This window comes from Paenibacillus sp. P36, from assembly GCF_045866505.1.
GTDB lineage: Bacteria > Bacillota > Bacilli > Paenibacillales > NBRC-103111 > Paenibacillus_E > Paenibacillus_E chondroitinus.
The window spans coordinates 8077126-8099395 of sequence record NZ_AP038372.1 but is presented as its reverse complement, the minus strand read 5'-3'; the positions used below and the strand labels follow the sequence as shown (position 1 = coordinate 8099395).

16 protein-coding genes are annotated in these 22270 nt (G+C 49.3%); 11 read left to right on the top strand and 5 right to left on the bottom strand.

The features are described 5' to 3' along the window. Positions 1 to 133: 133 nt before the first annotated feature. Complete coding sequence (locus ACKTT9_RS35445; protein WP_407869698.1) at positions 134 to 2248, top strand: phage tail protein; 2115 nt, start codon at positions 134 to 136, stop codon at positions 2246 to 2248. Between the two features lie 33 nt (positions 2249 to 2281). Continuing rightward, complete coding sequence (locus ACKTT9_RS35440) at positions 2282 to 3967, top strand: hypothetical protein (protein ID WP_407869697.1); 1686 nt, start codon at positions 2282 to 2284, stop codon at positions 3965 to 3967. A 358-nt stretch (positions 3968 to 4325) separates the two neighbouring features. On the opposite strand, the gene ACKTT9_RS35435 is transcribed toward ACKTT9_RS35440, so the two are convergent. From ACKTT9_RS35435 to ACKTT9_RS35420, 4 genes are all read right to left on the bottom strand, one after another. Beyond that, positions 4326 to 5780, bottom strand: coding sequence for an MFS transporter (locus tag ACKTT9_RS35435; protein ID WP_407869696.1), 1455 nt, complete (start codon positions 5778 to 5780; stop codon positions 4326 to 4328). A gap of 69 nt (positions 5781 to 5849) precedes the next feature. Further along, a complete protein-coding gene (locus ACKTT9_RS35430) occupies positions 5850 to 6443 on the bottom strand; it encodes a TetR/AcrR family transcriptional regulator (RefSeq protein ID WP_407869695.1) in 594 nt (197 codons plus the stop codon). Positions 6444 to 6511: 68 nt separating this feature from the next. Beyond that, a complete protein-coding gene (locus tag ACKTT9_RS35425; protein WP_407869694.1) occupies positions 6512 to 7372 on the bottom strand; it encodes an EamA family transporter in 861 nt (286 codons plus the stop codon). Positions 7373 to 7401: 29 nt separating this feature from the next. After that, positions 7402 to 8352: a metallophosphoesterase family protein gene (locus ACKTT9_RS35420; RefSeq protein ID WP_407869693.1), complete on the bottom strand. Its 951-nt coding sequence runs from the start codon at positions 8350 to 8352 to the stop codon at positions 7402 to 7404. 306 nt (positions 8353 to 8658) lie between these two features. On the opposite strand from ACKTT9_RS35420, the gene ACKTT9_RS35415 reads away from it, so the two are divergent. From ACKTT9_RS35415 to ACKTT9_RS35380, 8 genes are all read left to right on the top strand, one after another. Further along, positions 8659 to 9429 carry a DeoR/GlpR family DNA-binding transcription regulator gene (locus ACKTT9_RS35415; protein WP_407869692.1) on the top strand — a complete coding sequence of 257 codons (771 nt, stop codon included), beginning with the start codon at positions 8659 to 8661 and terminating at the stop codon, positions 9427 to 9429. A gap of 254 nt (positions 9430 to 9683) precedes the next feature. Further along, the gene (locus tag ACKTT9_RS35410; RefSeq protein ID WP_407869691.1) at positions 9684 to 11330 is read left to right on the top strand and encodes an ABC transporter substrate-binding protein; all 1647 of its coding nucleotides are present in this window, start codon (positions 9684 to 9686) and stop codon (positions 11328 to 11330) included. Between the two features lie 64 nt (positions 11331 to 11394). Then, a complete protein-coding gene (locus ACKTT9_RS35405) occupies positions 11395 to 12312 on the top strand; it encodes a sugar ABC transporter permease (protein ID WP_127458127.1) in 918 nt (305 codons plus the stop codon). 55 nt (positions 12313 to 12367) lie between these two features. After that, positions 12368 to 13246: a carbohydrate ABC transporter permease gene (locus ACKTT9_RS35400; protein ID WP_407869690.1), complete on the top strand. Its 879-nt coding sequence runs from the start codon at positions 12368 to 12370 to the stop codon at positions 13244 to 13246. Positions 13247 to 13424: 178 nt separating this feature from the next. Beyond that, positions 13425 to 15713 carry a helix-turn-helix domain-containing protein gene (locus ACKTT9_RS35395; protein WP_407869689.1) on the top strand — a complete coding sequence of 763 codons (2289 nt, stop codon included), beginning with the start codon at positions 13425 to 13427 and terminating at the stop codon, positions 15711 to 15713. 76 nt (positions 15714 to 15789) lie between these two features. Then, a complete protein-coding gene (locus ACKTT9_RS35390; RefSeq protein ID WP_407869688.1) occupies positions 15790 to 17217 on the top strand; it encodes a spore germination protein in 1428 nt (475 codons plus the stop codon). After that, positions 17214 to 18284, top strand: a complete 1071-nt coding sequence (locus ACKTT9_RS35385; protein WP_407869687.1) for an endospore germination permease — start codon at positions 17214 to 17216, stop codon at positions 18282 to 18284. The genes ACKTT9_RS35390 and ACKTT9_RS35385 overlap by 4 nt, the downstream gene beginning before the upstream one ends. Next, positions 18281 to 19423, top strand: a complete 1143-nt coding sequence (locus tag ACKTT9_RS35380; RefSeq protein WP_407869686.1) for a Ger(x)C family spore germination protein — start codon at positions 18281 to 18283, stop codon at positions 19421 to 19423. The genes ACKTT9_RS35385 and ACKTT9_RS35380 overlap by 4 nt, the downstream gene beginning before the upstream one ends. Here the strand turns inward: ACKTT9_RS35380 and ACKTT9_RS35375 are convergent. Continuing rightward, entirely contained in the window at positions 19420 to 20415 is a 996-nt protein-coding gene (locus tag ACKTT9_RS35375) for a helix-turn-helix domain-containing protein (protein WP_407869685.1), read from the bottom strand. The genes ACKTT9_RS35380 and ACKTT9_RS35375 overlap by 4 nt on opposite strands. Before the next feature lie 75 nt (positions 20416 to 20490). Between ACKTT9_RS35375 and ACKTT9_RS35370 the strand changes: the two genes are divergently transcribed. After that, on the top strand, positions 20491 to 22266 hold the full coding sequence (locus ACKTT9_RS35370; protein WP_407869684.1) for a beta-galactosidase: 1776 nt from the start codon (positions 20491 to 20493) through the stop codon (positions 22264 to 22266). The last annotated feature ends 4 nt before the right edge of the window (positions 22267 to 22270 follow it).

The window sequence follows — 22270 nt, the reverse complement described above, 5'->3', positions numbered from 1 at the left end:
TAGCAAGCGTCTGTGCCATGTGTATGAGAGGTACGAGGCGCTGAGTGGGAACTAGGATCCCTTATTTATGCGATTTACTGCGAAATGGACCGGTTAGTGGAAAAGGGATACGACAGAAAAGAGGTGACGGACGATGCAGGATGGTCAAACGTTTTTTTCATTAAACAAACCGCTCGATTGGGAGCAGGGCTATGAAGCCAACATCGACATGCAGGAGAAGGGCTTTTCGATACGGCAAACAGAGAAGTACAGCATTCATCGCATCGTTCGCACAGACGAGTTGGAAGGCATACACCCGATTCATGAAATGACGGTTGGCGCTGGAAGGAAGCTGATTCTGCTGGATGAGGCCGCGAATGTGTGGATCTACGATGATCAAAGCCGCCATCTTGAGTCATTATTCCGGCACGGGCATGGGCTGTTCAGCCATCAGGCGAAGCTGGCTTCCATGGCGGATCTTCTGGTCATTGCAGACAGTGAGCAAGCAACGGAGAGAAGGATTGCTGTATATTCCCTCTCCAATGGTCAGACCATGTGGGCGGTGGATGCGTGGCAGGGGCTGGAGCTGTTTCCACTCTCAGTCAATTCCAAATTAGCGACGAAACATACGTTTTATACGACAGTTCCATTGGATATTGCGGTTGGTATGAATGGAAGTCCGGAAGTTCCTAAAGGCGGCAGGATTGGCATCCTTCAGTGGAGCTCGGCCGGCGAGGTTGTGCGCGTATATGAGCATGACATGCACCGAATGGAAGAGGCGGTTGAACTTACTGCCTTGAAGGGACGGTATTTCACTGCTGCGGCAGACGGCACTTTGGCTTTATTGGATGCGCACCTCAGAACCGTTACGGTATTCCATGAGGATGGCCGGGAGCCGCTGCATTTTAAACTGGAGCAGGAAGGGCGCTTTGCTGGCATTTCCATTGATACGAATCATAATCTCTATATAGGGGACAGCGGATACGCACAACTAGAGGGAGTTACCGAGCGGTTTATTCTCAAATATCGCGGAAACGGCGAGTTTTTCGATAAAGTTACGAACTTCCGTGGCCGAGTTGATACGTTGATGCATGACAGCCGCAATCGGCTGTATGTGTTTGACCGGATCAGCGGTCAGATTAGCTTGCTTGATCTTCGGGCCCGGACGATGCTGCTTGAGGGGACTCAACTGCCGGAGGCGGTTTATTTCTCGGGAGATCTGGATACTACGGAAACCGAAACGCAGTGGCACAAAATACGATTGGAAGCCGACATTCCGGAGGAGACGCAGGTTCGCTTTTCCTATTTTGCCTCAGATGAAAGTGAAGGGCTGGTAGATGGCGACTACGTAAATTATACAAGCTACCTGACGGATCCGGATATTGGGGTGCGCGAAAAGCTCGCAGCTACCCGAGATTTATGGTCAGAGCCGATTCTCAATCCGAAAGATGCGCTGCTGAATGCGAGAGGCCGTTATCTCTGGTTCAAAATGGAATTGATCGGCAGCGAGCAAAAGTCGCCGTACATTCGTAAGCTGCGCGTTTACTACCCAAGAACGTCGTTGATTGACTATCTGCCGCCGATTTATCAGCAGGATGAGGAGCACAGCCCTTTTCTGGAACGTTTTCTAGCGATGTTCAGCACGTTTTTTGATGATATGGAGGATAAAATCGACCATATTTCCGCTCATTTTGATCCGGATGCGGTAACGGGCACTTATCTCGAATGGCTGGGCCGATGGTTGGCAATCACCGATCATGAAGCATGGGGCGAGAAGAAGCTGAGGGAATTGATGAAGCAGGCGCCTGAATTGTATAAATTACGCGGCACTCGCGAGGGTTTAATTAACATGCTGAAGATTTATACGGGCACGGAACCCTTTTTGCTGGAATATTTTCAATTCAAGCAGATGCAGGAGACGTCGGAGTTGCGGCAGCTTTTTGCCCAATTATACGGGGATAATCCTTACTGCTTCTGCATTATGCTGAAGCCCGAAGTGGTGCGCACCGACGCGCAGCGGCTCACGATCGAGCAGATCATCGAAGATCAAAAGCCTGCCTATACCGAAGGCAAACTGATCGTGCTGCAACCGTGGATGTACGCGGATATGCATACGTATCTGGGAATTAACACTTACTTATCTGAGCCTACGTTATTAACGCTCGACCAGCGTTCCTCGATGCCTTACAACACGGTGCTGATCGATGTGGATCGCGATAAACGCATGGATATACATACCAGGTTGGAACTGGATTCCGAAATCGAATAAACGAAATGAGCCTTGGAAGGTGAGGGGATACTTATGAAAAAAACACGCTATTACCCGTTTGAGCGCAATCGGTATTTCTATGGAAAGCTGCTGACGGTCAGGGATTTTGAATCCGAGCAAAAGTATTTCAATGACAAGCGCAGAATGATGAATCGTCTCCTGCATGGGTCTGGTGTGCTAACGGGCCTGCAAGTCGTCGCTGTAGATGAGAAGTCGGTTTCGGTTGAAATGGGAGCCGCGATTGATGCGCTTGGCCGGGAAATTGTCGTCCCTTCCCCCATGACATTGAAGCTTTCGATGATGGATGGGTTCAGCAACAACGAATACGCGAAGAACGTATACCTCTGCATTGCTTATGATGAAAAGGAAAAAGAGCCCGTTCACGCTGTAGCCAATTCCTCCGTTCGTTCGGATGAAATTAATGATTATAACCGCGTGCTGGAGAGCTACCGGCTATTTATTCGTGAGGATGCGCCGGAGCCTTCGAAGCTGCCTTTGGCGAATTTGACGGACCAAACGATTGTGCTCTACCAGGATGCTCATGTGCGTGTGCTTCAAACGACACCTCGCTATGTGAATCCGGGTCAGTTGTTTGAGATGAAGCTGCGTTTTGAGAAGACGCTGCGCGTTGGGCGGATTTCTTTCCAATATGAGCTGGCAGCTGATCGTGTTGAAGCGATTGACGGCAATTCGATTTTGTTCGAAGAGCCGCAGGATGTGCAAGAGAGCGAGTACGAAATGAGCGTGCTTCTGCGGGCGGACAGCACGGTAGGCGTGAAGGCGACGGTCGGTGTGCAGACGAGCACGGCTGCATTGAAGCTGGACGATAAGCAGCTTGAGCTGCAGGCGCAATCCGTCGGTGAAATTCAAATTATCGGCGATGCCGTTCGTGAACGCTTGATGACGGATTTTGTGAAACAATCGTTGGAAGCCTCTTTGGAAGCACCGTCGGAGCCTTGCATTTATTTGGCCAAAATCTGCCTCATTCAAGTGGGGCCAACTTATGTCATTGAGAGTGTGGAGCAAGTGCCGTTTGGCGAGTATGTGTACAATTCATCGGTGATGTACCGACTTGCCAGAACGAGCGAATACCGCGATGAAGCATCCGGCCAGTTTGTGACCAAGTCCAAAGTGAAAACATTGGCGCCGGGGCAGCCGCCGGAGTTTAAAGTCAATTTCAATAAAGCGATTAGCGAGCTTTCGTTTGATTTGGGGATTCCGGCTGGTGGCGGAAGCGGCATTGCCGGCATCGTGAGCGGTGTCGTGGACATTCCGGTGGAGCCGTTCACGAAGATTGCGGTGTCGCCGTTCGGGAAAGCGACGAAAAGCTTTTTCTCCGGCGAGATTGCGCACGGACTTGGTGAGGGCAACGTTCTGATCATCACGAGCTTGGAAGAGAGCAGTGAAGATGCCTTCTCCGACATCCTGTCCAGCGGGGAGCGCGTGTATGGCGGAGCATCCGATGTGTTCAAAGGCACGGAGTTTGAGCCGGACGCGCCGGAAGTGAAGATCGGCACGATCGCCTATCCGCAGAAGGGCACCTTCCGGATCGGTGTGAAGGTGCAGCAAACATCCGAGCCGTCGAATGTGCGCGTGCGCTGGTGGGCGTACAGCGCTGAGATGGCGACCGCGGTTTCCGCTTCGGCGGGGAGTGACTCGTTGGACCAGGCACTGTCCGCGATGCGGGAAGCGGCTTCGGCTGGGAGCGGCACGGAGTAATGAGATAAGACAGGGACCTCTTATGGGAGGTCCTTGTTTTTTTAGGAGCAGTTGCAACTAGATTAAAATTGGACACGACGTTGTTTGACAAAGAGATCTTGGCAAACCCGGATATGGTCCGTCAACTGGAGCAAGAACTCAAAGAAATAGAACGGGAAAGTGCAGAACTTCGGGAGGACGTGAAACCTGCTAGATTTGTCGATATCAGCGGTAGAAATTCCAGTTAATTGGGCAAAAGTGGATGATTTATAGAAATTAGCAGGAGTAATCGGCGTTAAGCGCAAGTAATCCATATACTCTTATGCCCGAGCAGCACTCCTCTACGGCACCTTAGCTGAAATTGATAACCTTGATCGATCTAAGCAGAAACAGACCTCGCAGTACCCTGAGCACCAGCCGCATAATTGGCTTTATCCCCCTCACGCACCCTACCAAACACAAAGAAAAACACTGCCCAAATCACAATCGATAACCCGGCAAGCACGAGACTAATATTGCTAAAAACAAAGCCGGAGGAATAACGGTACAGTGGATTCCAGCTCGCAAAACTGCCCAGATCAACGGCTTTGCTGTAGACGCTAATTGCGATGCCTTGCGCAATGAAGTTGATCATGGCGAGCATGCCCATGCCGACGCCAACCTGCTCTGCCTGCAACGTTCTGGACACGGAGTTGGAAACGGCGATGACCAGGAAGGACTGCCCCACGTTGCCGAGAATCAGGAAACCGGCAATGAGCAGCGGAGAGCTGCCGATGAAAGTGGAGAGCAGCAGGAAGCAGCTCACCAATAAGCCCGCGGCCAGATAAGCGACGAAGGAATTGCCTTTGGCATCCGCAAGCTTCCCGCCTTTGCGCCCGAATATAGCCGCTGCAGCGGCGGCCGGGATCATCATGAAGCCGATCCAAATGGAAGGCAGCTTGTGAACGTTGGCGAACAGCAGTGGGCTAAGCACGTATAGGGAGCAGCAGGTGCCGTTCACAAGGAAGGAAATCGTAAGCCCGAGTGTGTACTTGGCATTCCTGAATAGCTTCGGAGCAATAAAGGGTTCAGCCGCCTTGTTGATACGAACAAGGAAGAAGGCCAAAGCGAGCAACGCGCCAAGAACAAGCCATAATCCTTTGGACACGCTCATCAAAAGCAAAGCAATGGCCGCGGCGAGCAGGATCCCGCCAAGCCAATCAAAAGAGCCGCCGCTCGCAGGCTGCTCCTCGCGCAAATACCGGCGGTACAAAGGGAGTACCGCCAGAACCAGCAGCGGCACCGCGAACAGCCACCGCCAATGGACGGTGCTGATGATCAAAGCCGCTACGACAGGGCCCAGCGCGTTGCCGAAGGCGAGCCCAACGGCTGTCATGCCGAGCGCAGCGCCCCGGCGCTCAGGAGCGAAATACCGCAGCGGGATGATCATCGCAATAGCGGGAATGACGGCCGCTCCTGCGGCCTGTAAGCATCGGCCGATGAGCGCCATCGCGAAGGTTTGAGAGGCGAGCCCGATCAGTGAGCCGGCCGCAAACAGCAGAAGCCCGAAGGTGACGATGCTTTTCAGCGTGTAGCGGTCAGCCAGCTTGCCGTAAGTGACTGCGCCGATCGCGTAAATGAGAATATAAGCGGAGGACAGCCAGCTTACTTGGGAGAGGCTGAGCGAGAATTGCTCGCTGATTTTCGGCAGGGCAATATTGAACATGATGCCGGTCATCATGGAAATCGTTAAAGTGAACATGAGGACACGCATTAATTTGTTGCTGTTTGGCTGCGTGCCGGCTGCAGGAACAGTTATTTTTGTTGTTGCTTTTGTTGGGGTTGAGCTAATCATCAGGAAGATCACGTCCTTTTCTGTTTAGAATGACTGTCAGTACTGACTGACATATAGAGGGTAAAAAAACTAGGGCTGTAATGCCCTAGTAAACACTTTTACACTCTCAAGTACGAATGGTTCTAACTTGATGCTGGAGTAATTCGTGCGGCTGTCAAGATCATTCATGAACGCTCCGAATTGCATCATCATGAAGGAGAAGGCATGAAGCTCCGGGTTATCGGGGATGATTTTTCCTTGATCTGCCATGGTGGTGAAATATTCGGTTAGAAATTCCAGTAATTGCTGTGGATGCTTCTGGGTACGCTCGCGGAATCCCGGCAGCTGTCCGTCTTCTTTGAGCGAGATCTGAATCATTTTCCGATTGCGGTTCATGATCTCGTGATAGGTTTTTGTTATGAGCAGCAAGTCGGTTTCGAGCTCCCATATCAGCTTTTCGGCGAACAGCTTCTTCATTTCCTCCGCATAATGATAGCGGTCATAAGCCGCTTCAAGCAGCTTCTGCTTACTGCCGAAATGACGGAATAACGTCTTCTCGCTGAGGCCTGCCGCGGTGGCAATCTCTAGTGTGGTTACCCCGTTGTAGCCCTTTTCGGCAATCAAATTGAGTGCGGATAAAAGCAGTCGATCGCTGCTGCCAATCTTGCTGCTGGTGCTGTTCATGGACATCCCTCTTCCGAAACAATGTCAGTACTCACTGACATTTATCTTAAGGGACGTTGATGAGAAAGTCAACCAAAGAATCCAATGAGCAGAATACCGAGCGTGATGAGAATGGAGCAGGCGATCCGCTTCTTGCCTTGCTTTTCTTTGAGGACGACAATGCCTAAGATGGTGGCAAAAACAGTGCCGATCTCCCGAATCGGTGAGATATGGGCGACAGGCGCATATTTCATGGCGAATAAAAACAACAAATAAGACCCCGGATTCAAGATGGCTCCGAGCAAAATAATGCGGGTGTTGAGCTTCCATTCAAGCCGCAGCTGCTTGGAAGCGATGACGATCGGTGTCAGCGCAGCAACGAACCCAATATTCGTCACCTCGAGCAAGGAAATGGCCGAAATATGCTGCAAATTCAATTTATCAACGAAGACGTAGCAGGTCGTGCATAAGCCTACGCAGAGGGCCATCAGAAATGGTTTGATGCACCCGGCTGAGGCGATGCTCTTTCGTCTGCCTGTGAAGATGCCGCTGAGTGCAAGGAAGCCAGTGAGCATTAAGAGCAGCCCAAGCCAGCCGTAGATGGATAAGGATTCTCTAAGGAACAAAACGCCGACAATAGGAATGAATAAGGTGCTGGTGCCTCGCATAATCGGATATACTTGAGACAAATCGCCCATATTGTAGGTGCGTGCCAAGAGCAGCGCATAGACGCTCTGAAAAGCCGCTGACAAGAGCAGAAGCCCGTAAGAAGATAAGGATAAAGGATGAAGCCATAATTCTCTAATCAAAAAAGGAAGCAAAACCACGGTGGTCACCATAATGATCGACCAGAGGAAGACACTTTTATTATTGCTGCTTTTGGTGAATAAGCTCCAAATGGCATGGGTTAAGCCGGAAGCTATGACAAGTAAGATTGATACGATAACCAAGCCATCATCTCCAAACAAAATCGGTAAAATTATTCGCCTGGCGCATGCTCAGCCTGCTCGCTCACAACTGTGCCATCGGCTAAACGCAGCCAGGTTTCGAAATTACGCTCCCCTTCGCGGAGCCGGATCATCCGTGCGCCGCGGGGAAAGCCCTCTTTGCCGTACGTGTTATACCCGGTAGCACGGCCATAGCAAAGCTCAATGCCATGCAGCTTGCCCCGATAGTCGTTGACATGGTCGTGGCCGCAGAAGGTGCCGATGACATCGCCTCTTTCCACCATGGCTGCAAAGAGGCCGGAGTTAACCGGTGCGCAGCACACAGGTTCATGCTTGCTGCCATAACAAATCTCTGTGTCCCAGACTTGTTTATATTCCGGGAGCGGGATATGGAAGAAAGCCAGTGCTGGTAAGGTTTGTTCAGCATTTTCTGCTTGCAGATTTCTCGAAGCTTCAACATACCAACCGATTTGGCTGCTGCGAATCCAATCGTATCCTTGGATGTCCGGTACGGGGGATTGGTTGCCCGAGTCAAAAAAATACAGGGCAGCAGCGGCTTCTCCGTCAGCGCCTTGAATGGATAACGCGTAGTTGCCTGTGCCGTGAATATCACTCGGGCCACGCTGTGCCACGGTATGTGGGTGTTCCAACACGGCTTGCATGAGGTCTTCACGCGTAATCATCGTTTCCGTATCGTGGTTGCCGAATACAACCGCCCAGGGGATGCCGCGCGTTTCAGCGGCGTGGACGGCTTCCCGCAACGCTTCCAGCGGCTGTTCGCACCCTGGTTCGCCGGGAGTCACGTATCCGGTGTAGATAACGTCGCCTGTAAATACAACCAGATCAGGCTTCTCTGCATCCAGCACATCTTCCATCAGCCTTCGCGTCTTCTGATCGAGGGTACCGCCGTCAATCCAATGTAAATCTGTAAATTGGGTAATCGTAAAGGTTTGGTCTTCACGAAAGAAAAGTTGATGCTGCATAAGTGTAGCCCTCCATGTTTTTTTGTGAGAGTGTTGTTTTTGTGTGGTTTTATATTAAAATGTTGTTGTTTGTTGACAATTGTATATCCGATGCTCTGAAACTGTCAATGAGAAATTTACAAATCATTTACTTTTCATTTCATCTTATAAATAGTGGTTCTGAGCTGGATCATCAATAAGCCAGAGAAGATTAATCACCGCCTTCTAGCATCGCGTTGACAGGCTAACCTCCGACTTATACACTAGATGAAAACAACATGAAACATCACGATGTTGCAATCATCGGTCATAGGCAGGAGGTTATTTATGTCATTAACATTCGAGGATCGCAGGATGAAGATCCTGAATCATTTGGAGTTGGAAGGAAAAGTACAGGTTCTTCATTTGTCTGAGCTCCTCAACGTTTCGACCGAAACAGTCCGGAGGGACTTGGATCGCTTGGAGAAGGAAGGCAAACTTCGCAAAGTGTACGGCGGCGCAGTCAAAATGCGCATGGAGCTTGTCGAGCCGCCTTTTCTGAGACGGACGCAAATGATGAAGAAAGAGAAAGCGGCGATTGGCAAGGCGGCTGCTTCCATCGTGCAGGACGGGGAAACGATCATGCTCGATAACAGTACGACAACGCTCGAGATATTGCCTTACTTGAAGGATCATACGAATGTTACCTTGATCACGCACTCTGTCCCTGTTCTTAATTTGGCGATGGAGACTTTTGGCGGCCGAATTATTTTCTTGGGCGGAGAAGTCAGTCTGGAACTCAAAGCAGCCACGGGCTCCCTGACGGATCAGATGCTGGATCAATTTAAGGTGAACAAGGCGTTCATCTCGGTTGGCGGTATTTCACTTGCCGATGGGATTACCGACTTTCATTTGGCCGAAGCGGTCATTTCCCGAAAAATGATGCAGCGGGCGGAAGAGGCGATTCTGGTTGCGGACCATTCCAAATTCGGCATGTCGACATTCGCCCGAGTGGCCAAGCTGGATGAAATCTCGATGCTGATCACGGACTCCGGCTGTCCGAAAGAATGGATCGACACCATCGAAGCGCTGGGCATTGAAGTGTTGATCGGCGAATAACCCCGAGTCATCTCATAATCGCTACTGAACCGCTTGCATATAGCGGGGAGGTGGCGATTTTTCCTTTGTTCTTCAGGGAATTCTCATAAAATGAAGATGCTACAAAAAGAGGCGATAACCTTTCTTAAGAAAACAATATGACTGAAAAATAAGCGATATACGGCTTCTACCTTCACCATGTATGCTTCATTCACAGGCTAATCCGCATATGGCATTAGCGCCAAATCATCAATAATCACCAGGGGAGTGTTTCTATGAAAAGAAATAAAGCATTCAAAGTACTTCCTGTACTTGCCTCCGCGCTCGTACTATCCTTAGTAGCAGCTTGCGGCAATTCAGGGACAACCAAAGAAGCAAACGGAAGCGCATCGCCGGCTACAACGGCATCCGTTTCCAAAGATCCTGTGAAAGTGACCTTATGGACACCGATGAATCCCAACGCGAAAGCGGTTGTCAAAAGCTTGAACGAGCTTCCTATGGTTCAGGAATGGGCAAAGAAGACGAATGTGTTATTTGACTTCCAGCATTCCTCCGGAAACACGCCGCAGGATGATGTTCAACAGTACGGCGTGATGGTTGCTTCTAATAACTTGCCGGATTCGATGCTTTGGAACTGGAATAGCGTGCAGGGTGGAACCGCCAAAATGTTCAAAGACGGCACGATCATTAAACTCAACGATTTAATTGAGAAAAATGCCCCGAATTTGAAAAAAATTCTGGATGCCAATCCGCAGATTGCCAAGCAAATTAAAGCGGACAACGGCGATATTTACGCGCTGCCCCACTTGAAGGTCGGCGAATACGGCCAATACAAAACGTTTAGCGGTATGGTCATTCGTCAAGATTGGCTCGAAGAGCTTGGTTTGCAAGCGCCGGAAACGGTTGATGAGTGGGAAACGGTACTGAGGGCTTTCAAAGAGAAGAAAGGCGTAATTCCTTTCACGCTGAACAAAAGCTATCCGCTGTCCTTCGCTGACTTCGCAGGCGCCTATGGGGTTGCGGGCATGTCGACGATTGCCAATGCAAGTTCTTTCTATATCGATGGCGGCAAAGTGAAATTCGGCCCTACCCAGCCGGAGTTTAAGCAATATTTGACGACGATGCAAAAATGGTACAAAGAAGGTCTGATCGATCCGGACTTCGCTTCGAATGATACGAAAACGATGGATGCCAAAATTACCTCCGGTAAGGCAGGCGCATTCTATGGCTTCATCGGCGGCAGTATCGGGACGTACACACCGGCGCTTCAGAAAACAGATCCGAAAGCGAAGCTGGCGGCTGTGCAGTATCCGGTTCTGAAAAAAGGCGACGAGCCGAAGTTCGTGCAAGCGTCATGGGAATATGACAATATCGGAACGGTTATTACAAGTTCCAATAAACATGCGGCAGAAACGGTCAAAGCCATCGACTATCTGTACAGTGACGAAGGAGCAATGCTCAAAAACTTCGGCGTAGAAGGCCAAACGTATACCAAAGCCGACGGTCAGCCGAAGTACACGGATTTGATCCTGAAAAACCCGGACAACCTGCCGATTTCCCAAGCAATGGCCAAATATTTTATCGCAAACTACGGTTTCTCCGGTTTGGATGATGACCGTTACAACGATCAGTACTACCAGTTGCAAGCACAAAAAGATGCCGTGAAGCTGTATGCCAAATATGCGAACAACGCGTATAAAGTTATGCTTCCGCCAGTTGTTCTCTCGACCGATGAAGCCAAAGAGTCTGCGAAGATTCTGAATGATGTCAGCACATTGCTGACGGAACAAATCACGAAAGTCGTAATGGGCACTGTGAAAGTAGAAGACTACGATAAAACGATGGAGCAAGTGAAAAAGATGAACATTGACCGTGCGGTTGAGATTTACCAAGCGGCGACGGATCGTTACAACAAACGTTAATAGAAGGCTGGAGTACGGGGAGCTCAGCCTCCCCTTTTTAATACATCCGTAAGGAAGTGAGAACATGGCGAATTCCATTCGGGGTCTACTCGACGACATTAGAAAAAATCGCGCAATCTACCTGATGGTATTGCCGGTTGCACTGTACTTCTTCATTTTTAAATATTTCCCGATGTACGGAGCGGTGATCGCTTTTAAGGATTTTAGCCCGGCCAAAGGGATCTGGGGCAGTGATTGGGTCGGCTTTGCACATTTCAAAGATTTCTTTCAAAGCTATTATTTTGTACGCGTGCTGCGCAATACGTTCTTAATCAGCTTTTATAATCTGATTTTTGGCTTCCCGGCACCGATTATTCTCGCGATTTTGCTCAATGAAATTCGCCAGAAGATGTTCAAGTCCATCGTGCAGACGATTTCCTATTTGCCGCATTTTATCTCCATTGTCGTTATCTCTGGATTGATTATAGATTTTACAAACCGCGGCGGCATTGTGAATTCGATCATTATGTTTTTTGGCGGTCAGGATTCAGCGCTCATGAATAATGCGGAGAACTTCCGTACCATCTTCGTTTCCACATCGATTTGGCAAGAGCTGGGCTGGTCATCCATTATTTATTTGGCTGCGCTTAGCGGGATTAACCCCGAGCTGTACGAAGCTGTTCGTGTTGACGGGGCGGGAAGATTCCGCCAAATCTGGAGCGTAACGCTGCCAGGGCTCATCCCGACGATCATGATTCTGCTCATTCTACGGATCGGCGGCTTGATGGAAGTCGGCTTCGAGAAGATTGTCCTGCTTTATAATCCGAATACGTATGAAACGGCGGATGTGATCTCATCTTTTGTTTACAGGGAAGGGCTTGCCCAAGGGAATGATTACAGCTATACGACGGCTGTAGGGCTGTTCCAATCGATGATTAACTTTGCCTTGCTTATTAGCGCTAACAGCATATCCCGCCGATTCTCGGGCAGCCGGTTGTGGTAGCCTAATCTTATGACGCCGGCTTTTCTTACGAAAAGCTCTCAGGAGGAAACGAACGATGAAATTAAGCGCAACTGAGCGTCTATTCGATATCGGTAATGCGATTCTTATGATCTTGTTAATTATTTGCACCGTGTACCCGTTCTACTATGTGTTCATGGCCTCTATCAGCGACTCAAACCTGCTAATTCAGCATACGGGGCTGCTTCTTAAGCCGTTAGGTTTTAACTTAAGCGCCTTCGAAAAGGTGATTGCGAATCCGAACATTTTGACCGGGTATGGAAATACACTTTTAATTTTGATTCTAGGTACGGCGGTTAATCTGTTTTTTACAACACTAGGCGCTTATGCACTGTCCAGAAAGTTTGCTTTGCGTAAATTCCTCATGATCAGCATTGTGTTCACGATGTATTTCAGCGGGGGGTTGATCCCAACTTACCTGCTAATCAACAATTACTTGCACATGGGCAACAGCTATCTGGCGCTGATCGTGCCGGTAGCCATATCCACGTGGAACTTAATTATTATGCGGACGTCGTTCGAAGCCATTCCGGAAGGGTTGATGGAATCGGCCAAGATTGACGGTGCAGGCGAGTGGCGCATTTTGTTCCAGATCGTGGTTCCTTTGTCGATGCCGGTTATTGCCGTCATGGTGCTCTACTACGGTGTAGCACACTGGAATTCCTGGTTCAATGCGATGCTATTCCTTCATGATCGGGAGAAATTCCCGCTGCAGTTGATTCTTCGTGAGATTCTCGTCCAGAACAGCACGGATTCGATGACCACAGGAACGGGGAACGCGAACGATACGCAAGCGATTGGAGAAAGCATTAAATACGCAACGATCATGGTTGCGACGTTACCGATCCTCATTGCTTATCCATTCTTACAGAAATATTTCGTAAAAGGTGTTATGGTCGGAGCGATTAAAGAATAATACAACCAGAACCTGTTCTCTTTTTGGATGTTCGAAAAGAGGGCGGGTTATTTGGGTTTTCGGCTAAATGGGCAGGAAAACAATAAAAAATGATGATGCTGCAAGAATCGTAGATGTACATTGGGGGAAGAAGATGGGATAATGCGCATACAGCATGAGTAGGGGAGGGGCTTCTTTCATGAAGCGGAGCGTATTTCTTTTTTGGCTTTATTCAAACTTAACCATACTTTGTATCCCCATTGTCATCACGATGTTGGTACTTTTTCAATCGCAGCATTTGCTCCACTCAGAGGTCATCCGCTCCAATAAAGCGCTGCTCAATCAGGTGAAGCAATCTCTGGATAATCAATTTAAGGATATTAAACGGATGGGTCTGCAGCTTTCTCTGGACCCGAAAGTGATTAAATATGTGAATCAAACGGAATTCAACAGCTCGCAAGTGAAAATCGACACGCTCGACCTCATCACATCTCTTCGTTCCTATGCAGCATCCAACGGGGATATCAACGATTTGTATGTGTATATGAAAAAGCAGCATTTCGGTGTGACCACCTCGACGATGAATCAGGACGATCTGCTGTTCCAATTGCTTCACGAGCCTAATAAAGGAATAACCTTCAAAAAGTGGAGCGACAGCATGGAGAAGATCTACTTCGGTAATTTTCTGCAATTAGCCGAAGATGACATGGTGTATATGCAGTCTCTGCCTATTCAGAATGCCGATGAAGCGCCGGCGACGCTAGTGGTTATGCTCAATGCGGAGCGTCTGAAAGCAGCCATCTCCAACATTCAGCTGGCCCAGGCCGGTATTGTGCTGATTCTGGACTCAAGCAACAAGCCGATGATGATCGCAGGCGAGCCGGGGCATGTTTCCGATCTTGATTTGGCGCAGATTTCGTCCTCAGCAGAAGGTTCGTTTAGCCAGAAATGGGACAAGGAAGAGGTGACGGTTTCCTACGTTTCCTCCGTTGAAAATGAGTGGAAATATGTCTCGATTGTGCCTACGAAAATATATGCGGCGAAAGTCAGCCAATTGCGCAGCTGGATATATGCAGGCTTATTCCTGTGTATTTTCGTCGGCGGCCCGATGTCCATTTGGTTGACGCGCAGGCACTATATGCCGATTCGCCGCATGGTGGATTTGGTGTCTCCCAAGGTTAAATCGAACATGCAGGACAGCAAGGACGAGTTCTTGCTGCTGCAATCTTTCATGTCGGAAAATGCGGCCTTCCAAGATACGGCGAATACGACCATTCGGAAGCAGCAAGACGTGCTGCGCAGCCACTTTCTGGCGCGGCTCCTCAAAGGCCGAGTCGAGAGCGGCTCAGCCCTCGCGCAATCGATGGCATCGTTTGACCTGCGGTTTGAGACGAACCGCTTTGCGGTTTTGCTTTTTCATATCGGCGATTACTCCGCTTTGTTCAATGACAACGGCTCGCGGGATAGCGAATCCAAGCTGCAGTATGTGTACTACATTGTGACGAACATCACGGAGGAACTGCTTGGCCGCAAGCATACGGTGTTTACGACCGAAGTGGACGGCATGATCGCCTTCCTCGTTAATATCCAACATGAGGATGAGGCGCAGGCGAAGCATGATTTAATCGATGCTGCACAAGTGGCGCAGGAAGTGATTCAGGGGAAATTTTATATTCAGCTGACGATTGGCATCAGTGACATTCATCCGACGCTGACCGGAATTCCGCACGGGTTCGATGAGGCGTTGGAGGCGCTGGAGTACAAATTCGTTATTGGCCCGAGCCAAATCATTCCGTTTGACCGGATTAAACGACCGAAGAATGAGCTGTATTATCCGCTCGATATGGAGCGTCAGCTCATCAATCATATCCGTACGGGGCAGTACGAGGAGGCTATGGAGGCGGTCAGCGAGCTGATTGTCACGAATGTGTCCGACGGTACGCTGTCGCTGCAGTTGGGCAAGCTTCTTATGTTTGAGTTGATCGGTACGATTCTGAAAGCGATAGAGCATCTGGATCAGGGGCCGAATGAACTGGCCGTGGAGAAGCATGCGTTAATTAAACAATTGACCCAGTGTGAATCGTTTGCGGAAATTGAAGATGAAATTTATAAATTTTTGAAAACGGTCTGCGATTACGTGGACTCCAAAAAGAAAAGCCATAATACGAATCTGAAGGATCATGTGCTCAGCTATATCGACGAGCATTTGGCGGATATGGATCTCAGTCTAACCTCGCTGTCGTTGAAATTCGAAGTGAATGCTCCCTATTTGTCACGCTTCATCAAAGAGCAGTCGGGTGAAACCTTTATTGATTACGTCAACAAGCAGCGCGTCCAATTAGCGAAGAAATTAATGATGGACACCGATGACACGATTACGGATATTACGCAAAAAGCCGGGTTCTCGAACAGCAATACCTTTATTCGTGTGTTTAAACGTTACGAGGGGATCACACCAGGGCAGTTCAGAAAAGGCGATCAGCTATGATCGTCTTGTTTCTATTGGATAAGATGAAGAAATTGGCAAATACTAACCGCATGGTGAACAGGCGGGAGGGAGAAGCATGGAATTGCCACAAAATTCATTCCAAATCTCTACAGAGATTAAGACGAATATGCGTAAGCTTTTCGAATGCTTTCACTCCTCCGACGACATTCGCACCAGGGAATTTCGCCTGCAGGGCGTTCAAGGTGCGATTCTTTATCTTAACGCGGCTACCAATCGGGACAAGCTGCAGTCGGATGTTTTGAGGCCTTTGCTCGAATCCAAAGAGGGGCTTTTGGAGGATATTCTTCCCATCCTTGATATCGAAATCGCCACCGATTTGGAGATGGCGGCTGCGGGGATGCTGCAGGGGAAATGTGCGATTCTGCTCAATCAACGCGCGGACATTATTCTTGCCGATGTTGCCGCCAACATGGAGCGCAGCATCACGGAATCCCAGAATGAGCAAGTCATTCGCGGTTCTCATGATGGTTTTATTGATGACGCAGACGTTAACATGCAGATGATTCACAAACGGCTCAAGAATCCCAATCTGGTTGAACGAGACTTCACCTTAGGCGCGCAAAGCCCGACAGGTGTCAAGCTGTTATACATGAGCGAGCTTGCGGATCTCCATGTGGTTAACGAAGTGATTGCCAGACTTTTGACGAATGAGGATGTATTTATTAAATCACCCGGACAAATTTTGAATCGTTTGGAGAGCAGTTGGTGGTCGCCATTTCCGCAGATGCTGTATACCGAAAGACCCGACACCACCGTATCCCATCTGATGGAAGGCAGAGTCATCCTGCTGGTCGATGGCAGTTCGTTTGCGGTCGTTCTTCCGGTCACGTTTTTTATGTTTTTTCAAATTGCAGACGATTTCAATGTCCGGTGGTGGAACGGGACTTTTTTTCGCTTTCTCCGGTTTATTAGCGTAATGATCGGTTTGGCCCTTCCTTCGGTTTATATTGCCATCGTCTCGAATCATTTCGAAGTGCTGCCGATTGATTTGCTTTTTTCCTTGAAGGCTTCTTTAGAAAATATTCCTTTCAATCCCCTCATTGAAGCACTGTTTATGATTACCGTGCTCGAACTGCTGCGAGAAGCGGCTATCCGGCTTCCGAAGTCTATTGCGTCGACCTTGTCCATTGTTGGAGGTCTGGTTATCGGTAGTGAAGTGGTCAACGCCGGATTAGTATCCACGACGATGATCGTCGTTATTTCATTGACCGCCGTTGCTTCTTTCAGTCTGCCATCTCATGAAATGCGCCTCGCGGTTCGGTTGGTCAGCTTCCCGATCATGATCGCTTCTTTGCTGCTTGGCTTTGCCGGGATTGCCTTCAGCTTTTCACTGTTGTTCATGCATTTAAGCAAGCTTGAAACGTATGGCGTCCCTTACTTTTACCCATTTACGCCATTCCAACCGCGTAGAATCTTGACTACGCTCGTTCAGCTCCCCAAGCGAATCTTTCGCAGGAAAGCCTCGGATAGGAGGGTGTCATGAGCAGAATGCAATTATTTGCTTTCATCCTGCAAACTCAGGTAGGCATCGGCGTGTTGTCTTTCCCCTATGTCTTGCATCAAGCTGCCGGTGAAGACGGCTGGATTTCCGTCATACTGGCAGGGGTATGCGTCAATGTGCTTCTAATTACTTATGCCGCTCTGTGCCAACGATTTCCAAAGAAAAACTTCTATGAGTTTATGCCGCTTATTCTAGGCAAATGGATGGGGAATGTGGTCAATGCTTTTTACACCTTCCATTTTCTGTTTCTTTCCTGTTTGGTTTTGCTGATGGAAATGATGTTTGTCGAGCTCTGGATATTGCCGTTTACCAATCCATGGCTCGTCATTGCAGCCAACTTTATCATATTGCTCTATTTTGCTAAAGAACGATTGGCCATCATTGCGCGTTATCACACAATGGTTACCTTTCTGCTCATCTTAATGGTAGCGATGATGCTGACCAGCTTTTACACAATGGATTATCGCTATCTGCTGCCTATCGGACAGAAGGGCTGGACAGCCATTATAGCGGGAGTGAAAAGTTCCGTGATCACTTTCCTCGGTTTCGAGCTGTTCCTGATCGTCTCCTCCGACGTGCAATCCAAAGACAAGAGCATACTGACACCTGTATTGTGGGCCAACACGATGGCGACCTTGTTCTTTTTGGTTGTCGTTCTGCTGTGCTTCCTGAATTTCAGTCCCGAGTCGATTCCTTTCATCCCGCAGCCTGTTCCATACTTTTTGAACGGGATTTCTCTACCTTTTCTGGAACGGATGGATTTGATTTTCCTTTCCGTCTGGTTGGTCAAAGTGACAGCTTCACTCATTAGCTACATGTATGCCGCAGGCAAAGGGTTCGGATATTGGTTTCATAACAATGAACACAGAAAAGCCATGTATTATTTAGTTCCCTTAGTCTGTTTGGTCGGTTTTGCGTGGCGTTCGGAAAAAAGGCTTGCCCTCTTACAGAAGGTCACGGAATTCGAGAGCTTCATCGCGATCGGACTTCCCGTTCTGCTTTTCTTGATTGTTTGGTTAAAAGGCAAAAAAGGGGGACAGCAGCTGTGAATCGCTTGGCGCTATTTTGGCTGATCGTTGTTTTGTTGTTGGTTTCCGGGTGCAGCTATCATTCCGATTTAAAAAATTTGCAGCTTATTTATGCAACCTCTCTGGATACGAACGAGAAAAATGAAATCGTGACCACCGTCACCATTCAATCTCCCGGAGGCAAGGAAAGAACCGTTCCCATTCATGAGGTGTTGACCGCAACTGGACCGACGCTGCAGGAGTCCTTGTATAAAAAAATCGGCCTGCAAATCGCAGGGCCCATCGGTACTTCCAAAAATCAAGTTATGCTCATCTGCGATAAGCTGGCGAAATCGGATATTCTGAACCTCCTGGACGCCACATTTCGCAACTCAAACGATCCTATGCTGGCCAAAGTGGCAATCGTCCATGGCGAAGCTGCGGATTTGATTCGACTGGACCGCATCGGGTCCGCGACATCCGGGGAGTACTTGCGCAAAATCATTAAAAGCGCCCAGTACGAAACGGTCATTCCATTCGTAACCGTGCATTCCATTTACCCTCTTCTTCATGATCGAGGGAAAGATGGCGTCATTCCGATTCTAAGGAGAGAAAATGCCAGAGATGGCGAGACGGACAAAGATAAAGCTGTCATCGAAGGGGTAGGGCTTCTTAGTAAGAGAAAGTATACGGGCTACTCTCTCACACCTGAACAATCTTCCCTATTCCTTTTAATGAATGGCAAGAAAGCAGAAGTCTGTATCGTCACGAGAAAGGTGGAAGAAACAAAGGGCAAAAGCGACGTGTCGCAGCACGTATCGCTGAACATCATCCAGTCGAGCCGCAGCAAAAAGGTTGCGGTTAGTTCATCTGGACAAGTTCAGGTTCAATTGCATCTGAAGTTGAAAGCGATCATCACCGAACATGCCAAAAACAATCGCATTGACAAGCAGCTTATTGAGCAGCTAAACAAACGATTTTCTGAGCTGCTCACGCAAGAGGCGCAAGGGATCTGCAAGCAGCTCCAGAAGGCGCATTCCGATGCACTGGGCATCGGAAGGGATATGATCGCTTTCCATCCGAAGGAGTGGAAAGAGCTCGATTGGGATCAAACATACCCCGAAGTGGATTTCAAGGTTTCGGTCAGTATGGATATTGTTTCTCATGGCATTATTAACTAGTTCGTCGAATGATGTCTCGGCTTGAATTCACTCGGCGACTGGCCGGTCCAGCGCCGGAATTGGCGGGAGAAGTGGCTGGCCGAGTGGAAACCCAGCTTCTCCGCGATGTCCGTCATCGGCAGATGGGTCGTGACGAGCAGTTCTTTGGCCAGCTTCAGCTTCTGCTGACTGACATACTGGCGGGGGGAAAGGCCGTATACCTTAGAGAACAGCTTGCTGCATTGGCTGCGGCTTAGGTTCATCTCCTTGGCGACCCCGGCTACTGTTGCTTCTTCGCATAAACCGAGCGCGAGCTTCTCTTCAATCATGTGTGCGATATCGGTGGTGAAAAGCGAAGGATCTTTCTCGGCAGCGGTTCCTTGCCCGCGAGAGGAGCCGTGTTCACGAAATAGCAGGAGCACGTCGTGTATGATGAGCAGCGTATACGACTGCAGGAGCAGCTTATCCTCGAAACGCAAAGATAAGGGTTCGGCAGCCGTGTGGTTGCGCTGCATCACACCTTCAAGTTCGCCAACGTAGAAGCGGAGCTTGCTTCGTTCCGCTTCTTTGTGCCGGATGAGCCGATAGGGTGCCTGGGAGAGCAGGCTGCGAATCTCGGGGTCATCGAGATCGAAATGTACATTAAAGAAACCGTAATCCGCCTGGGTGGTGTTGGAGGATTGATGCCTGACGCCGGACTTGATCAGCAGCCAGTCTCCCGCTTGCATCGTCACCCTATCCCGGTTAATTTCATGAGCGACTTCACCCTCCACGCAGTACAGCAGCTCGAACAAATGGTGATGATGTCTGGTGTAGTGCCACCCTGGAGGCTTCAAGCCAAAATGGCAGCCGGTCACCTGAAGCGTATTGATAATATTAGGGAATCGATACAAATCCTCCAACTGTTGTTCCATCCGCCGTTCCTCCCGTTTGTCCTCATTGTTTGTTCCATCATACCATGGCATTTGGCACATTTGGTATAGAAAATGATCCATTTGGCGATGGAGATTCACGATCCTTTCAGCGAAGATGAGAGTAGGTAAATTTATAAAATTATCCGACAGTACTCATCATCCGGAGGGATCATTGTGGCCATTTTACAAGCCAGAGATAAACAATTTTTTTTAGATGGGGAACCCTTTCAAATTTTGTCCGGAGCCATCCATTATTTCCGTGTAGTCCCTGAGTATTGGGAAGATCGGCTTCTAAAGCTTAAAGCGTGCGGCTTTAATACTGTAGAGACTTATGTACCCTGGAATTTGCATGAGCCGCAGGAAAATGTCTATAACTTTGATGGCATTGCGGACCTTGAGCGGTTCATCACACTTGCAGGCGAGCTCGGACTTCACGTGATCGTTCGGCCAAGTCCATACATATGTGCGGAGTGGGAATTCGGCGGGTTGCCGGCGTGGCTGCTGCAATACACGTATATGAAGCTTCGCTGCATGGATGCTACATATTTGATGAAAGTAGATCGCTATTATGATGAATTAATTCCTAGGTTAACCCGGTTACAAAGCACCAATGGCGGACCGATCATTGCGATGCAAATCGAAAATGAGTATGGCAGCTACGGCAACGACACGGCATACCTTGCGTATTTACGGGAGGGTCTGACGAAGCGCGGCGTTGATGTTTTGTTGTTTACATCGGATGGTCCGGAAGACGGTATGCTTCAAGGAGGAACGGTTCCCGGCACGCTTGCGACCGTTAACTTCGGCTCCAGACCGGAGGAAGCGTTCGAGAAATTCCGTGAATACCGTGCGGATGAGCCGCTCATGTGCATGGAGTATTGGAACGGTTGGTTCGATCACTGGCTGAAGCCGCACCACACGCGAGATGCGGGTGAGGTCGCGGATGTCTTTGATCGCATGCTGCGCGCAGGGGCCTCTGTGAATTTCTACATGTTCCATGGCGGAACGAACTTTGGTTTCTACAACGGTGCGAACTTTGGGGAGAAATACGAAGCGACGATTACGAGCTATGACTACGATTCACCTCTTTCAGAGTGCGGAGATGAAACGGAGAAATTTCGTGCCGTCCGCAGCGTCATTGCTCGCTATCTCGAGAAGGACGAGAAAGAGTTCCCTCCATTCCCGGCGCCTATTCCGAAGAAAAGCTACGGCCGCGTAGCCTTAACAGAGAAAGCAGATCTGTTGGGGCAGCTAGCCCAGCTTTCCACACCTGTTAGACGTACGTGCCCGGAGCCGATGGAGATGTTGGGCCAAAGCTATGGCTTCATCGTTTATTCAACACAGGTATCCGGTCCGCGGACCGGGGAAAAGCTGCACCTGCAAGAGGTGCACGATCGCGCGCAAATTTTCTTGGACGGTGTCTACCAAGGTACAATTGAGCGTTGGGACCCGCGTCCTCTCCCGCTGGACATTCCTGCCGAAGGCGCGAGGCTGGACATCGTGGTTGAGAACATGGGCCGCGTTAACTACGGACCGAAATTGAAGGACTACAAAGGGATTACAGAAGGCGTTCGCTTCAACAATCAATTCTTGTTCGATTGGACGATATATCCACTGCCACTGGACAAAGTAGATGCCATTCCGTTCGTGCGTACAGTGAAAAATGTAGAGCAGGATGAAACGCAGAATCAGGAGCGCCCGACTTTTTATCGCGGGGAGTTTCACGTTGAAGAGGCCGGAGACACCTTCATCCGTTTGGACGGATGGTCCAAAGGCGTTGTATGGATCAACGGTTTTAATCTTGGCCGTTACTGGGAAAAAGGCCCGCAGCGGACGTTATATGTACCGGCGCCGTTACTGCGGAAGGGCAGCAATGAAATCATCGTCTTCGAACTGCATCGTACACAAGGACCGGTAGTTGTACTGACGGATTCACCTGATTTAGGGTAAAGCG

Coding starts and splice junctions, on each gene's coding strand:
- ACKTT9_RS35445 (WP_407869698.1), top strand. CDS start 134: ATGCAGGATGGTCAAACGTTTTTTTCATTAAACAAACCGCTCGATTGG.
- ACKTT9_RS35440 (WP_407869697.1), top strand. CDS start 2,282: ATGAAAAAAACACGCTATTACCCGTTTGAGCGCAATCGGTATTTCTAT.
- ACKTT9_RS35435 (WP_407869696.1), bottom strand. CDS start 5,780: ATGATTAGCTCAACCCCAACAAAAGCAACAACAAAAATAACTGTTCCT.
- ACKTT9_RS35430 (WP_407869695.1), bottom strand. CDS start 6,443: ATGAACAGCACCAGCAGCAAGATTGGCAGCAGCGATCGACTGCTTTTA.
- ACKTT9_RS35420 (WP_407869693.1), bottom strand. CDS start 8,352: ATGCAGCATCAACTTTTCTTTCGTGAAGACCAAACCTTTACGATTACC.
- ACKTT9_RS35415 (WP_407869692.1), top strand. CDS start 8,659: ATGTCATTAACATTCGAGGATCGCAGGATGAAGATCCTGAATCATTTG.
- ACKTT9_RS35410 (WP_407869691.1), top strand. CDS start 9,684: ATGAAAAGAAATAAAGCATTCAAAGTACTTCCTGTACTTGCCTCCGCG.
- ACKTT9_RS35405 (WP_127458127.1), top strand. CDS start 11,395: ATGGCGAATTCCATTCGGGGTCTACTCGACGACATTAGAAAAAATCGC.
- ACKTT9_RS35400 (WP_407869690.1), top strand. CDS start 12,368: ATGAAATTAAGCGCAACTGAGCGTCTATTCGATATCGGTAATGCGATT.
- ACKTT9_RS35395 (WP_407869689.1), top strand. CDS start 13,425: ATGAAGCGGAGCGTATTTCTTTTTTGGCTTTATTCAAACTTAACCATA.
- ACKTT9_RS35390 (WP_407869688.1), top strand. CDS start 15,790: ATGGAATTGCCACAAAATTCATTCCAAATCTCTACAGAGATTAAGACG.
- ACKTT9_RS35385 (WP_407869687.1), top strand. CDS start 17,214: ATGAGCAGAATGCAATTATTTGCTTTCATCCTGCAAACTCAGGTAGGC.